The organism is Pseudomonas sp. AL 58 (genome assembly GCF_036348395.1).
Taxonomy (GTDB): Bacteria; Pseudomonadota; Gammaproteobacteria; order Pseudomonadales; family Pseudomonadaceae; genus Aquipseudomonas; species Aquipseudomonas defluvii.
This window is the reverse complement of record NZ_JAZBQR010000002.1, coordinates 214378-227861: the sequence shown is the minus strand read 5'-3', so window position 1 is coordinate 227861 and position 13484 is coordinate 214378. Positions and strand designations below refer to the sequence as shown.

At 59.3% G+C, this 13484-nt stretch carries 14 protein-coding genes; 9 read left to right on the top strand and 5 right to left on the bottom strand.

Annotation, left to right across the window (positions count from 1 at the left end):
* Positions 1 to 160 precede the first annotated feature (160 nt).
* Complete coding sequence (gene mreB, locus UIA24_RS01425; RefSeq protein ID WP_008371426.1) at positions 161 to 1198, bottom strand: rod shape-determining protein MreB; 1038 nt, start codon at positions 1196 to 1198, stop codon at positions 161 to 163.
* A 203-nt stretch (positions 1199 to 1401) separates the two neighbouring features.
* Here mreB and gatC point away from each other — a divergent pair, with 203 nt between their 5' ends.
* From gatC to UIA24_RS01395, 6 genes are all read left to right on the top strand, one after another.
* Positions 1402 to 1689 carry an Asp-tRNA(Asn)/Glu-tRNA(Gln) amidotransferase subunit GatC gene (gene gatC / locus UIA24_RS01420; RefSeq protein WP_065759404.1) on the top strand — a complete coding sequence of 96 codons (288 nt, stop codon included), beginning with the start codon at positions 1402 to 1404 and terminating at the stop codon, positions 1687 to 1689.
* Positions 1690 to 1705: 16 nt separating this feature from the next.
* Positions 1706 to 3157, top strand: coding sequence for an Asp-tRNA(Asn)/Glu-tRNA(Gln) amidotransferase subunit GatA (gene gatA, locus UIA24_RS01415; protein ID WP_065759390.1), 1452 nt, complete (start codon positions 1706 to 1708; stop codon positions 3155 to 3157).
* Positions 3158 to 3168: 11 nt separating this feature from the next.
* Positions 3169 to 4614 carry an Asp-tRNA(Asn)/Glu-tRNA(Gln) amidotransferase subunit GatB gene (gatB, locus tag UIA24_RS01410; RefSeq protein ID WP_065759389.1) on the top strand — a complete coding sequence of 482 codons (1446 nt, stop codon included), beginning with the start codon at positions 3169 to 3171 and terminating at the stop codon, positions 4612 to 4614.
* Positions 4615 to 4705: 91 nt separating this feature from the next.
* Positions 4706 to 5077 (top strand): septal ring lytic transglycosylase RlpA family protein, encoded by a 372-nt coding sequence (locus UIA24_RS01405; RefSeq protein WP_065759388.1) that lies wholly within the window; start codon positions 4706 to 4708, stop codon positions 5075 to 5077.
* A gap of 61 nt (positions 5078 to 5138) precedes the next feature.
* Positions 5139 to 6182 (top strand): calcium/sodium antiporter, encoded by a 1044-nt coding sequence (locus tag UIA24_RS01400; protein ID WP_330522163.1) that lies wholly within the window; start codon positions 5139 to 5141, stop codon positions 6180 to 6182.
* 10 nt (positions 6183 to 6192) lie between these two features.
* The gene (locus tag UIA24_RS01395) at positions 6193 to 6570 is read left to right on the top strand and encodes a carboxymuconolactone decarboxylase family protein (RefSeq protein ID WP_065759386.1); all 378 of its coding nucleotides are present in this window, start codon (positions 6193 to 6195) and stop codon (positions 6568 to 6570) included.
* Between the two features lie 26 nt (positions 6571 to 6596).
* Here UIA24_RS01395 and UIA24_RS01390 read toward each other — a convergent pair whose 3' ends face one another.
* On the bottom strand, positions 6597 to 7970 hold the full coding sequence (locus tag UIA24_RS01390) for an amino acid permease (protein WP_330522020.1): 1374 nt from the start codon (positions 7968 to 7970) through the stop codon (positions 6597 to 6599).
* 51 nt (positions 7971 to 8021) lie between these two features.
* On the bottom strand, positions 8022 to 8963 hold the full coding sequence (locus UIA24_RS01385; protein ID WP_330522019.1) for an AEC family transporter: 942 nt from the start codon (positions 8961 to 8963) through the stop codon (positions 8022 to 8024).
* A gap of 477 nt (positions 8964 to 9440) precedes the next feature.
* Between UIA24_RS01385 and UIA24_RS01380 the strand changes: the two genes are divergently transcribed.
* Genes UIA24_RS01380 through UIA24_RS01370 form a run of 3 tightly spaced genes read left to right on the top strand, consistent with a single transcriptional unit; the run spans position 9441 to position 11633 of the window.
* A complete protein-coding gene (locus UIA24_RS01380; RefSeq protein WP_157767117.1) occupies positions 9441 to 10073 on the top strand; it encodes a GNAT family N-acetyltransferase in 633 nt (210 codons plus the stop codon).
* Positions 10060 to 10938 carry a hypothetical protein gene (locus UIA24_RS01375; RefSeq protein WP_125862926.1) on the top strand — a complete coding sequence of 293 codons (879 nt, stop codon included), beginning with the start codon at positions 10060 to 10062 and terminating at the stop codon, positions 10936 to 10938. The genes UIA24_RS01380 and UIA24_RS01375 overlap by 14 nt, the downstream gene beginning before the upstream one ends.
* Positions 10935 to 11633, top strand: coding sequence for an HAD family hydrolase (locus tag UIA24_RS01370; RefSeq protein WP_330522018.1), 699 nt, complete (start codon positions 10935 to 10937; stop codon positions 11631 to 11633). The genes UIA24_RS01375 and UIA24_RS01370 overlap by 4 nt, the downstream gene beginning before the upstream one ends.
* 6 nt (positions 11634 to 11639) lie before the next feature.
* On the opposite strand, the gene UIA24_RS01365 is transcribed toward UIA24_RS01370, so the two are convergent.
* Both UIA24_RS01365 and UIA24_RS01360 read right to left on the bottom strand, forming a co-directional pair.
* Complete coding sequence (locus tag UIA24_RS01365) at positions 11640 to 12200, bottom strand: response regulator transcription factor (RefSeq protein WP_099773628.1); 561 nt, start codon at positions 12198 to 12200, stop codon at positions 11640 to 11642.
* Positions 12197 to 13456, bottom strand: a complete 1260-nt coding sequence (locus tag UIA24_RS01360) for an ATP-binding protein (RefSeq protein ID WP_065759379.1) — start codon at positions 13454 to 13456, stop codon at positions 12197 to 12199. Before UIA24_RS01360 ends, UIA24_RS01365 begins: the two co-directional genes overlap by 4 nt.
* Positions 13457 to 13484 lie beyond the last annotated feature (28 nt).

Sequence of the window (13484 nt, the reverse complement as noted above, 5' to 3'; positions counted from 1 at the left end):
CCGTTCCTCGTGGGCGACTATTCAGGAGATCAATCATACGGCAACACACGTGCCGACGCGTGGCGTAAGGCGATGCGGCGCCTGAAGGCGCCGACAACCGCATACAGGTAGCACCCTTGGCACTACCTGTAAACCACTCATCGGATGGCTGCCGGCAAGATCACTCGCTGGAGAGCAGGTCCATGGTGTGCTTGTCCATCATCTCCAGCGCACGACCACCGCCACGGGCGACACAGGTCAGCGGATCTTCGGCGACGATGACCGGCAGGCCGGTTTCCTGGGCCAGCAGCTTGTCCAGATCGCGCAGCAACGCGCCACCACCGGTCAGCACCAGGCCACGTTCGGCGATATCCGAAGCCAGCTCGGGTGGTGATTGCTCCAGCGCGCTCTTGACCGCCTGGACGATAGTCGCCAGGGACTCCTGCAGCGCTTCGAGCACCTCGTTGGAGTTCAAGGTGAAAGCACGTGGAACGCCTTCTGCCAGGTTACGGCCGCGTACATCGACTTCGCGGACTTCGCCGCCCGGATAAGCGGTACCGATTTCCTGCTTGATGCGCTCGGCGGTGGACTCACCGATCAGGCTGCCGTAGTTACGGCGCACGTAGGTCACGATGGCTTCGTCGAAGCGATCGCCGCCCACACGCACGGACTCGGCATAAACCACGCCGTTCAAGGAGATCAGTGCAATTTCAGTGGTACCACCACCGATATCGACGACCATCGAACCGCGCGCCTCTTCAACCGGCAGGCCTGCACCGATCGCAGCAGCCATTGGCTCTTCGATCAGGAACACTTCACGGGCACCGGCGCCCAGCGCCGATTCACGAATGGCACGACGCTCGACCTGGGTCGATTTGCACGGCACGCAGATCAGCACACGAGGGCTGGGCTGCAGGAAGCTGTTTTCGTGAACCTTGTTGATGAAGTACTGCAACATTTTTTCGCAAACGCTGAAGTCGGCGATCACACCGTCCTTCATCGGACGAATGGCAGCAATGTTACCGGGCGTACGGCCCAGCATGCGTTTGGCTTCGGTACCGACAGCGACGACACTTTTCTGGTTGCCGTGAGTACGAATGGCCACGACCGAGGGCTCATTCAGGACGATACCGCGCTCACGCACGTAAATAAGGGTGTTGGCAGTGCCCAGGTCGATGGAAAGATCGCTGGAAAACATGCCACGCAGTTTCTTGAACATGGGAAAGTGACCCTAGGCAACGCGTGGGTAAAAAAGTGCGGCAAACTCTAACAACGGCGGGGATTTTGGGCAAGGCGCCAATATGTTAAATTGGCAGTTTTTCCGAGCAAGCCAGCACATGATCGCGGCCGTATGACCGTAAAATTGCCGGCATGTTCCTCATCACGGATGAAATCCGTTTTTTTGTTTCCCTGGAGATTCCCATGGCGCTTCAACGCTGCGACGTGGAAAAGATTGCTCATTTGGCCCGTCTGGGCCTGAATGAAAGCGATCTGCCACGCACCACTGATGCCCTGAACAGTATTCTGGGGCTGGTCGACCAGATGCAAGCCGTCGACACCACCGGCATCGAACCACTCGCCCACCCGCTGGAAGCCAGCCAGCGCCTGCGCGCTGACGTGGTCACCGAAAGCAACCATCGCGACCAGTACCAGGCCATCGCCCCGGCGACCGAAAACGGCCTGTACCTGGTTCCGAAAGTCATCGAGTAAGGGAAAAGAGCCTGCCATGCATCAACTGACCCTGGCCGAGATCGCCCGCGGACTCGCCGACAAGCGTTTTTCCTCCGAAGAACTGACCCGTGCACTGTTGGCACGCATTCAGCAACTCGACCCACAACTTAACAGTTTCATCAGCATCACCGAAGAGCTGGCCATCAGCCAGGCCCGTGCAGCCGACGCACGGCGTGCTGCTGGCGAGACCGGTGCCCTGCTCGGCGCGCCGATCGCCCACAAAGACCTGTTCTGCACCCAAGGCGTGCGGACCAGCTGCGGCTCGAAGATGCTCGACAACTTCAAGGCGCCCTACGACGCCACCGTTGTCAGCAAGCTGGCCGAAGCTGGCACTGTCACCCTGGGCAAGACCAACATGGACGAGTTCGCCATGGGCTCGGCCAACGAATCGAGCTACTACGGCGCCGTCAAGAACCCGTGGAGCCTCGAGCACGTCCCTGGCGGTTCTTCCGGTGGTTCGGCCGCGGCTGTCGCCGCACGCCTGTTGCCAGCCGCCACCGGCACCGATACCGGTGGTTCGATCCGCCAGCCTGCGGCGCTGACCAACCTGACCGGCCTCAAGCCGACCTATGGTCGTGTTTCGCGCTGGGGCATGATCGCCTATGCCTCAAGCCTCGATCAGGGCGGCCCGATGGCCCGCACCGCCGAAGACTGCGCACTGCTGCTGCAAGGCATGGCCGGTTTCGATGCCAAGGACTCCACCTGCATCGATGAGCCCGTGCCCGATTACAGCGCCAACCTGAATGCATCCCTTGAAGGCCTGCGCATCGGCCTGCCGAAGGAGTACTTCGGTGCCGGTCTTGATCCGCGCATTGCCGACCTGGTCCAGGCCAGCGTCAAAGAGCTGGAGAAGCTCGGTGCGGTCATCAAGGAAATCAGCCTGCCGAACATGCAGCACGCCATTCCGGCCTACTACGTGATCGCGCCGGCAGAAGCCTCTTCCAACCTGTCGCGCTTCGACGGCGTGCGCTTCGGCTACCGCTGCGAAAACCCGAAAGACCTCACCGACCTGTACAAGCGCTCGCGCGGCGAAGGCTTCGGTGCTGAAGTACAACGCCGGATCATGGTTGGCGCCTACGCCTTGTCGGCGGGTTACTACGATGCCTATTACCTGCAGGCGCAGAAAATCCGTCGGTTGATCAAGAACGACTTCATGGCCGCCTTCAACGAGGTCGACGTCATTCTCGGCCCAACCACGCCGAACCCGGCCTGGAAGATTGGCGCGAAGAACAACGATCCGGTTGCTGCGTACCTGGAAGACGTCTACACCATCACCGCCAACCTCGCGGGCCTGCCGGGCCTGTCGATGCCGGCCGGGTTCGTCGAAGGTCTGCCGGTCGGCGTGCAATTGCTCGCCCCGTATTTCCAGGAAGGCCGCCTGCTCAACGTCGCGCACCGCTATCAGCAAGTGACTGACTGGCACACCCGCGCACCTAAAGGCTTCTGAGGAATACACACATGCAATGGGAAGTTGTTATCGGGCTGGAGATTCATACCCAGCTCGCCACCCAGTCGAAGATTTTCTCCGGTAGCGCCACCACCTTTGGCGCCGAGCCGAACACCCAGGCCAGCCTGATCGACCTGGGCATGCCCGGCGTGCTGCCGGTGCTGAACGAAGAAGCCGTGCGCATGGCCTGCATGTTCGGCCTGGCGATCGACGCCGAGATCGGCAAGCACAACGTGTTCGCCCGCAAGAACTACTTCTACCCTGACCTGCCCAAGGGTTACCAGATCAGCCAGATGGAGTTGCCGATTGTCGGCAAGGGCCACCTGGACATCGCCCTGGAAGACGGCACCGTCAAGCGTATCGGCATTACCCGCGCGCACCTGGAAGAAGACGCCGGCAAGAGCCTGCACGAAGACTTCAGCGGCGCCACCGGCATCGACCTGAACCGTGCTGGCACCCCGCTGCTGGAGATCGTCTCCGAGCCGGAAATGCGCAGCGCCAAGGAAGCCGTGGCCTACGTCAAGGCGATCCATGCGCTGGTGCGCTACCTGGGCATCTGCGACGGCAACATGGCCGAAGGCTCGCTGCGTTGCGACTGCAACGTCTCGATTCGTCCGAAAGGCCAGGCCGAGTTCGGCACCCGCTGCGAGATCAAGAACGTCAACTCGTTCCGCTTCATCGAGCGTGCGATCAACAGCGAAGTGCAACGCCAGATCGACCTGATCGAAGACGGCGGCAAGGTCATCCAGGAAACCCGCCTGTACGACCCGAACAAGGACGAAACCCGCTCGATGCGCAGCAAGGAGGAAGCCAACGACTACCGTTACTTCCCCGACCCGGACCTGCTGCCTGTGGTCATCGAAGAGGCCTTCCTCGAAGCCACCCGCGCCACCCTGCCGGAGCTACCACCGCAGAAACGCGAGCGCTTCCAGAGCCAGTTCGGCCTGTCCAGCTACGACGCCAACGTGCTGGCTTCCAGCCGTGAACAGGCAGACTACTTCGAACAGGTGGTTGGCGTATGTGGCGATGCCAAACTGGCCGCCAACTGGGTCATGGTCGAACTGGGCAGCCTGCTGAACAAGCTGGGCCTGGAAATCGAGCAATCACCGGTCAGTGCCGCACAACTGGGCGGTATGCTCTCGCGCATCATCGACAACACCATCAGCGGCAAGATCGCCAAGATGGTCTTCGAGGCGATGGCCGCCGGTGAAGGCGATGCCGACACCATCATCGAGGCCCGCGGACTGAAGCAAGTCACCGACAGCGGCGCGATCGAGAAAGTGCTGGACGAAGTGCTGGCAGCCAACGCCGAGCAGGTCGAGCAGTACCGCGCCGCCGATGAAGCCAAGCGCGGCAAGATGTTCGGTTTCTTCGTCGGTCAGGCAATGAAAGCGTCCAAAGGCAAGGCCAACCCGCAGCAAGTGAACCAATTGCTCAAGAGCAAGCTCGAAGGGTAATTGCATCGCCGGCAACGCTGGCTCCTACCAGGCCTGCACCTTGTAAGAGCCAGCCTTGCCAGCCATGCACACACCTCGGAGTATCTGATTCATGTGGCGTCCGCTTAGTGCACTAGCACTGTTCACCCTGGTTGCCGGCTGTGCCAGCCACGACATCGACCCTCACGGTTACGATGAAAGTGGTACGGCCTCCTATTACGGCGCCCGTCACCACGGCAAGCGTACTGCCAGTGGCGAACCGTTCAATCAACGCGCACTGACCGCTGCGCACCGCAGCCTGCCCTTCGGCACACAGGTACGCGTCACCAACCTGAACAACCAACGCAGCGTGGTGGTGCGCATTAACGACCGTGGCCCGCACACCCGCGGCCGGCTGATTGATCTCTCCCGTGCTGCCGCCGAACAATTGGGCATGATCCGTAGCGGAACGGCCCGCGTACGGGTACAAGGTCTTAGCGACTGACCTTTGAGGGAGCACGACCATTTTTGACCTGGCCTCATTACCGACCTTCAGCCTGCTGCAACTGATCAGCGGCCTGCTGCTGTTGATCACAGGTGCCGAGCTGCTGGTGCGTGCCGCCCTGCGCATGGCCGAAAGCCTGCAGGTGAGGCCGCTGATCATTGGTCTTAGCCTGGTAGCTTTCGGCAGCAGCGCACCGCAATTGACGGTCAGTATTCAAGCAGCCTACAGCGGCGCGCCAGACGTCGCCGTCGGCAGTGTCATCGGCAGCAACATCTTCAACGTTCTGGTAACCCTTGGCCTGGCAGCACTGATTATTCCACTGCGGGTTTCCCGACAGCTGGTAAGGCTGGACATCCCCTTGATGATCGGCGCCAGCCTGCTGGTCTATCTGCTCGCGCTCAATGAACGGCTTGGTCGCCTGGAAGGCGTCCTGCTGCTCTGCGCACTGGTCGCTTACCTGAGCCTGCTCTGGCACCAATCCCGGCACCACGCGCGCACCTATCCGGCCCCAGGGCCAAGGCCACAGCGCAGCGCAGGCTTCTGGTTCAATAGCCTCTTGCTGATGGCTGCCGGCCTGGGCCTTCTCAGCCTGGCCGGACATTTGCTGCTGGAAGCCTCGGTCGAGGTGGCAGTCGACCTGGGACTCTCCGAACGAATCATTGGCCTGACAGTGGTTGCGGTCTGCACCTCACTGCCCGAGTTGGCCACCTCACTGATCGCCGCCTTGCGTGGCGAACGGGAGATCGCCGTGGGCAACGTCATTGGCAGCAACCTGTTCAACCTGCTCGCCGTGCTGGGCCTGACCAGCGTGCTGGCCCCGACGCCCTTGTCGATTTCACCCAATGCACTGGACTTCGACTTGCCGGTGATGCTCGGCGTTGCCGTCCTGACCCTGCCAGTGTTCTATTCCGGCTATCGGATCACCCGCGCCGAAGGTCTGGTGTTTCTCTGCCTGTACCTGGCTTATGGTCTGCACGTGGTGGCGTTCACCACCGGCATGCCGCTGGCGACGAAGCTTGAGCGATTGATGCTGTTCTATGTCCTGCCAGTGCTCGCTGTGACGCTGCTTTACACCAGCCTGCAAGCCTGGCGCCGTCAACACTAAGGAGAACACGATGGGTGACAGCGAGAAACGCGGCGAACAGGTCCGCCGCCAGGTAATGGGTGACGCCTTCGTTGACCGTGCACTGGGTAACGCCACCGATTTCACGGCGCCGCTACAGGCATTCGTCAACGAACATGCCTGGGGCAGTGTCTGGAGCCGCGAAGGCTTGCCGCTGAAAACCCGTAGCCTGATTACCCTGGCCGCACTGACCGCATTGAAGTGCCCGCAAGAACTCAAGGGCCACGTGCGCGGCGCCTTGAACAACGGCTGTACGGTAGAAGAGATTCGCGAGGCGTTGCTGCATTGCGCGGTGTATGCCGGCGTTCCAGCAGCAATAGACGCCTTCCGTGCCGCCCAGGAAGTGATCGACAGCTACCAACAGGGCTGATCGATCACTCGCCTGCCTTCGGCGCGTCAGTTGGCAACGGCGGCAGCCTTCTCGTTGCGTTTTTTCAGCCAGAAGGCCAGCCGCAATAGCACCAGCCAGACCGGAATCAGCATCACTGAGATGTTGATGCCCGGGGTCAAGTACATCACCACCAGAATCAGGGCCAGGAAGGCCAGGCAGATGTAGTTGGTCAGCGGGTAGCCCCAGCTTTTGTAGAACGTCGTTTCTCCGGCAGCCTGCTTGGCCCGGCGGAACTTCAAGTGGGTGATACTGATAATGCCCCAGTTGATCACCAACGATGACACCACCAGTGCCATCAGCAACTCAAAGGCCTTGGCCGGCATCACATAGTTGATCAACACACACAGCCCGGTGGCCACTGCCGAAACCCCCAGCGCCGCCAGGGGCACACCCCGTGCGTTGACCTTGAGCAGGCGCCTCGGCGCATCGCCTTGTGTTGCCAGGCCAAACAGCATGCGGCTGTTGCAATACACGCAGCTGTTGTACACCGACAGCGCTGCCGTCAGCACCACCAGGTTGAGTACCGTGGCCACCACGTTGCTATCCAGTGCATGGAAAATCATCACGAAGGGGCTGCCGCCCTGAACCACTTTCTGCCATGGGTAGAGCGACAGCAGCACCGCCAGCGCCCCGATGTAGAACAGCAGAATGCGGTAGATCACCTGATTGGTCGCCCGCGGGATGCTGTAGCGCGGATTGTCGGCCTCAGCGGCAGTAATGCCGACCAGCTCCAGGCCGCCAAACGAGAACATGATCACCGCCATGGCCATCAACAACCCGGTCAGGCCGTTGGGAAAGAAACCACCGTATTGCCAAAGGTTGGCCACACTGGCGTCCGGGCCGCCATTGCCGCTGAACAGTAACCAGCCACCGAAGGCGATCATGCTGACAATCGCCACGACCTTGATCAAGGCAAACCAGAACTCCATCTCGCCATAGACCTTGACCTGGCTGAGGTTGATCAAGTTGATCAACACAAAGAATACGGCTGCCGAGGCCCAGGTCGGAAAGCCTGGCCACCAGTACTGGATATAAATCCCCACGGCGGTCAGCTCGGCCATGCCCACCAGCACATAGAGCACCCAGTAGTTCCAGCCCGACATGAAACCGGCGAACTCACTCCAGTAACGGTGTGCGAAGTGGCTGAACGTACCCGATACCGGCTCCTCGACCACCATCTCGCCCAACTGTCGCATGATAAAAAATGCAATCAGCCCTGCAACCGCATACCCCAGCAAAATCGAAGGGCCAGCCAGCTGGATGGTTTGGGCAATGCCGAGAAACAGGCCAGTACCGATGGCTCCGCCCAGGGCGATCAACTGGATATGGCGATTCTTCAGCCCACGGTGCAAGCGCTCGGGCGTGATCTCGTCTTGCATGGAATGTCCTCGGACAGGTCAGGCAGCGTTTGAATTGTTTTGTGACAGGATCTAGATCCAGCCGCCCCACTGCAAGAGGAAGATGCCGATATTTGTCGTCAGCGCCGCCGCCACTGTGGTGATGACAATGATCGATGCCGCCAGCTCATGGTTGCCGTTGACGGCGCGGGCCATCACGTAGCTGGCAGCTGCCGTCGGGCTACCGAAGTAGAGGAACAGAATGCCCAACTCGGCACCTCGGAAACCCCACAACCACGCGCCGACAGTACCGATCAGCGGCAACCAGACCATTTTCAGCAGGCTGGCACTGATGGCCAGACTGCCGCTGTTGCGCAACGATGCCAGCGACAGCGTGCCACCGATACAGATCAACGCCAACGGCAGTGTCATCTGCGCCAGATAGTCGCTGGAGGTCAGTAACCAGTTCGGCAATGGCACCTGTCCATACGCCATTGGAGTGGCCAGCAGCACGCTGATAATCAGCGGGTTACGCAAAATGCTCTTGAGAATGCTCCACGGGTCGGACTTGGTGCTGGAGCTATAGACCGCCAGCACCACCGCCGCCAACGAGTTGTAGAGCAGGATCACCAGGCCCGCCAGAACCGCACCGAGCGAGATGCCGTAATCACCGTACATACTCGCCGCCAACGCCAGACCAATAACCCCGTTGTTGCCACGAAATGCACCCTGGATATAGACACCACGGTCTTCACGCGGGCAACGCCACAGGGCATAGGCCCAAGCCAGGGAAAAACCACCCAGTGTTGCAACCGCAAAGTACAGCAGCAAACCCGGCTTGACCGCCGCACTCAGGTCCGCGTGGTAGATCCCCAGGAACAACAACGCTGGCATACAGACGTTGAAGACCAGGGACGAGGCGGTATGGATAAAACCGTCGTTGATGGCATTAATGCGCTTGAGCAGCACCCCCATGAACAACATCGCAAAAACAGGCGCAGTGATGTTCAGCGTCTGAAAAAAGAGGGCGAGCATGCAGGCGATCCCGTTGGCTGGCTGTCGTTAGGTGGCTAATGATACGCCAGCAAAGGCGATATCTTGATGGGGATTTTTCGCCACACGCAATAAATTTCAGATCAGCGCGTACAGGTCTGAATCAAGTGTCGCATCCGACCAAACAGTGCGGGCTGCACAGGCAGAAAAGCCACTGAAAAGATATTCAATAGCGCAAATACAAGCGCCGGTTCGACAGCCCTGAGTCACTCCGTTTGAGCAACACTATCCTCGCGCCCTGTATCAACGAGCGTCTGACAGAAAACTTCCACCTACATCCAAGACAAGTTACAAGACAACTACAGAAACCACTAACTTTCTTGCAGCCCACCCCCACGAACTTGCACCTCAACAACACTCATTATAGAAACGATCACAACTAAGTTTGTGTAAGACGCTTACCCACCTTAGCCACCTGAGTTTCCACTTGATACTTCTTAGATCGACAAGGACTTCACCGTGCGCACAGAAATCATCAGCCTACATGGATTAACCTTAAGAACGTGGGATGCAGCGGATATACAGGGTTACGCCTCACTGGTAAGCGACAGTGAAACGATGCAATTCATTTCTGCTGGCACCACACGAACCGAGCAGGATGCCGCCGCCGAAGTGGCGACCTTCCAGGAAGCGCACGCCAAACAAGGCTGGTCGCGCTGGGCCGTAAGCCTTGGCCTTGGCTCGCCCTTCATAGGCTACGCGGGGTTTGCTGAAAAAGAGTGGGGAATAAACTTTGGAATGCGCTTTTTAAAGCCCTACTGGGGAACACCTTATCCCTTCACCGCCGCTCATATGGCCGTCACCTATGCCTTTGAAACATTGGGGTTTGAGAAAGTTTATACATTGACAAACCTGAAGCACACTGCAGCACTCAACATGAACAAAAAACTGCTGAACCTGGAAGTACTTCCGGATTGCATTATCGAAACCCCGTTTGGTCCGCATGTAAAAATCGATGTCACCAAACAAAAAATCCTCGAAGTCCGCGCCAAGAACGCCGCCCGTATCGAATCCTTGATCAACTACTTTGAACAGAAACGTGAACGCGCTCTTGAAGCGCCTAAACAGGGCGCGCACCATGCAAATGTCTAAGCAATCGAATGAACGGATTACCCCTCGGGTCAGTGACCTTTCGGACATGAGCGCCTGGCAACCCCGTAGCGGTGTATCCGCCGTACTGCGTTACCTGTACCTGCCTGTAGGCATCATACTTCTGGTACTGCGCCTGTTCAGTCTGTTCTTGGCTAGCCTGATCGCACTGGTTTTACCTCGCGCTGGTAAAAGGGCGCTGTATCGATGCCTCTTGAAAGCCATGAATATACGCATCAAGTGCGCGATGACGCCTCAGCAGGTAGGGCAGCATACTGACGGCTGCGTCGTCGCGCTCAATCACATCAGCGTGTTTGATCACTACCCGGTACTGGCAATGCCTTTCGCCACGGTGATGGTGGTAAAAACCGACAGCATCATCGGCAAACTGACCGGGCACCTGCTGTTTCAGTGCTCAGGCTCAAGCTACTGGCAAGTGACCGATGATAAACGGCAACTCGCCGGGCATTTCCGACAATGGCAACGCGCCCCCGAAGGCACGGCGCTCTACATCACCCCCGAAGCGACCATCAATAACGGCAAAGGCCTTTTCCGTTTTCGCCCGGAGTTCATGGTGCGCCGTCGCCCGGTGGTACCACTGGCAATGAAGCTCAAAACCCCCCTGGGACTGAACCCCAACCCGCTTGAAGATCCGGGCGCGATGAAATTCCTGCGGCTCCTGGCCATGCCCTGGCTCGAATTTGAACTGACCTTTCTCGCCCACCAGTCACCCGCTGCGGAGCAGTCAGATCAGGACTTCGCCGATCAAGTACAGAACGCCATCGCTCAGCACCTGCAGATAGCCGCCACTCAGTGGACACGCGAAGACAAGTACCACGACCTTGAACAGCGCAGGCTTCAGCCATGAAAGCTCACGTGATTTTCGATTTTGACCAGACACTGCTTCCCGGCGAAAGCACAGTCGAAGTCATCAAGCTCAGCCTGGAAGGATGCCAGGACGCGCCGCAAGTGATTCAACGGCTTGCCCACATCGCCCCAAAGGCTCTGGCAGGCCAGGCCAGCCTGGCAGAATTGCTGACACTGATGAAAATCATCCCCAGAATCCGCCGAGAGCATGTTCAACGCTACATCCGCGAACAGGCAAACTGCCTGCCTGAGGCGCTGCGCACAACCCTGCGCCACCTTCAAGAACAGCAGGTCGGTATACACATCATCTCGGGCGGTTACATGGAGTGGATCGTGCCGCTGGCAGCATCATGGGGGATCAACCCGCAGCACGTCATCGCCAACCGTTTTTTCTGGCTTGGCTCGCGCGCACTGGCCATTCGCCCCTCTCCCTTGCTGAGTTCAAGCAAAGGCAAGTCTGCAATTGTGCGCGAATGGCGGGCCAAAGGCCGTCTGAATGGGCCTGTAATCATCGTCGGGGATGGCCCCGCAGACCATCGTGTACTGGTTAATGGCCTTGTGGATGATTTCATCTGCGTCGATTACTACGCTAGCGCTCCCCTGGACTGTGCAACATCCATAAAAAGAGCGGCGCACCCGACGGAAGTACTAGGCCTGATCCGTCAGGCCCTGGCAAAACACGGTAGCGAGATCTGATACCGCTCAGCGTCGGACCGGGCGCTTTTGCAGCTTGCGCTGCAACGTGCGGCGGTGCATGCCCAGTGCCCGGGCCGTCGCAGAGATATTGCCCTCATGCTCGGTGAGTACCCGCTGAATGTGCTCCCACTGCAAGCGGTCCACCGACATCGGGTTTTCCGGTACCAGGCTGTCCAGGTCTGCGTGCTCGGACAACAATGCAGCCAGCACGTCGTCAGCGTCAGCGGGTTTGCACAGGTAATTGCAGGCGCCGCGCTTGATCGCCTCAACCGCGGTAGCAATGCTTGAATAGCCGGTCAGAATGACCACGCGCATTTCCGGATCGAGTTCGAGCAGCTTGGGCAGCAGCACCAGGCCCGAGTCGCCTTCCATCTTCAGGTCCAGTGTCGCGTAGTGGGGGATGTCCTGCTGAGCCAGCACCAACCCTTCTTCAGCCGAGCCAGCAATGCTCACACGAAAACCGCGACGGCTCATGGCTCGGGCCATCACGCGGGTAAAGGTGGCATCATCGTCCACCAGCAACAGATGCGGCAGCTCTTCGCCTTCGACCTGGGTTTCATCATTCATTGTTGATCTCCTCGCGCATCACGCGGCAGGCGTAGCTCGGTCAGCGTACCGCCTTCCTCGTGACTATAGAGTTTTACCGAGCCACCAGCACGCGTGACGCTGGCCTTGCTCAGAAACAGGCCCAGGCCGAAGCCCTTGCCCTTGGTGGTAAAAAAGGGTTTCCCGATCGACTCGGCGATGGCCACCGGCACGCCGGGGCCATGGTCGCGGATGTTGATCACGATGTCCTGGTCGTTCCAGTCCAGATGAACTTCAAGCCCATCCGGGCAGGCATCGGCGGCATTGTTCAACAGGTTCAGCAGCGCCTGGGTCAGATCCGGTGGTGGTGCCAGGCGCGGTATGCTGCCTTGGCCAAGTCGCTGGAAGCGGTAACTCGCCTCTGGGCGCATCAAGTGCCAGCGGTTCAGTGCCTCGTCAAGCCAGAAGGTGACGTCCTGATCTTCCACGGCCATGCGCCGGTTGGCTTCGGCGGCACGCACCAGTTGCTGCAAGGTTTCCTTGCACAGTTTGACCTGATCCTGCAGCACTTGCAGGTCTTCCTGCAGTAGCGGGTCGGAATGGTCCTGGCGCATTTCCTTGATCAACACACTCATGGTCGCCAGCGGGGTTCCCAACTCGTGGGCCGCGCCTGCCGCTTGGGTGGCGACGGCCAGCAACTGCTCGTCACGCAGGCCTTCCTCGCGACGCTGGGCGCGCAACTGCTCCTGACGGCGCAGCTCCTCGGCCATCTTGGCGGCGAAGAAGGTAATCACCGCTGCAGCCAGCGCGATGCTCAGCCACATGCCATATATCTGCATTTTTTCCCGTGCAACCGGGAAGGTTTCCAGCGGATAGAACTGCACCAGCAACAGGCTGTAAGCAATAAGTGCGATGCCTGACAGGATCAGTGAGTAGACCCACGGCAAGGTCACTGCAGCGATGGCCAGCGGTACCAGGTAGTACGAGACAAACGGATTGGTCGACCCGCCGGAGTAGTACAACAGGGCGCTGTGAATAAGCAGATCACAAGCCAGCTGAAAGGCGTACTCCAGCTCGGTGACGGGCAGGGAAAGGCGCAAGCGCAAGGCCGTGAAGGCGCAGAGTAACGTCGACAAGCCCAGCGTGATAACCAACGACAACCACGGCAGCGGCAGCAGATCAGTCCAGTAGGCAACGGCCACGGAACCGGCCTGGGCCGCCAAAACCAGAATGCGGATGAACGTCAGGCGCCAGAGGTTCTGACGGGTAGCAGAGAGTATTTGTACGGGGGCGAGCATGAGCTCTCCTGATGAGTGCTCCAGGTGA